The organism is Paenibacillus pasadenensis DSM 19293 (assembly GCF_000422485.1).
GTDB lineage: Bacteria > Bacillota > Bacilli > Paenibacillales > Paenibacillaceae > Paenibacillus_O > Paenibacillus_O pasadenensis.
In genome coordinates, this window is sequence record NZ_KE383847.1 from 1 (window position 1) to 411 (window position 411).

General features: G+C 68.1%; 1 protein-coding gene. It reads right to left on the minus strand.

All coding sequences use genetic code 11. The annotated features are described in order from the left end of the window. Positions 1-206 precede the first annotated feature (206 nt). A partial coding sequence (locus H582_RS33395; RefSeq protein ID WP_205621419.1) for a hypothetical protein occupies positions 207-411 on the minus strand: 205 nt, incomplete at its 5' end.

A 411-nucleotide genomic window follows, 5' to 3' on the forward strand; every position in this document is an offset into this window, starting at 1 on the left:
AACCAAGGCACAAATGTGCCTTGGATCGGCCGAATGGGCGGAGTCCGCGTCAACCAAGGCACAAATGTGCCTTGGATTGCATTCGGCTTGCTTAGCCTAGGCTTTGCCGCCGGCCTCCGCCAGTTGGAGCAGCCGCCGGAACAACCCGGCGTAATAGCCGTCGTGCCGTGGGACGAAGTGCTCCGCCCGTACAGCGAGGCTCGCCGCTACCAGCGCTGGCGCTCCGTCGCCCGCATTCGCGTCGCCGCCGTCCTTGCCGCATTTTGCACTCCCGGCGTCCCTGCCTTCGGCACTCCAACCGTCGCCCGCATTCCCGTCGCCCGCATTCCCATCGCCAGCACTCCCGCCACCACCGCCTCCGGCACTCCTGCCGCCGTCCGCATCCTCGCGGCCCCCGCCTCCGGCACTCCT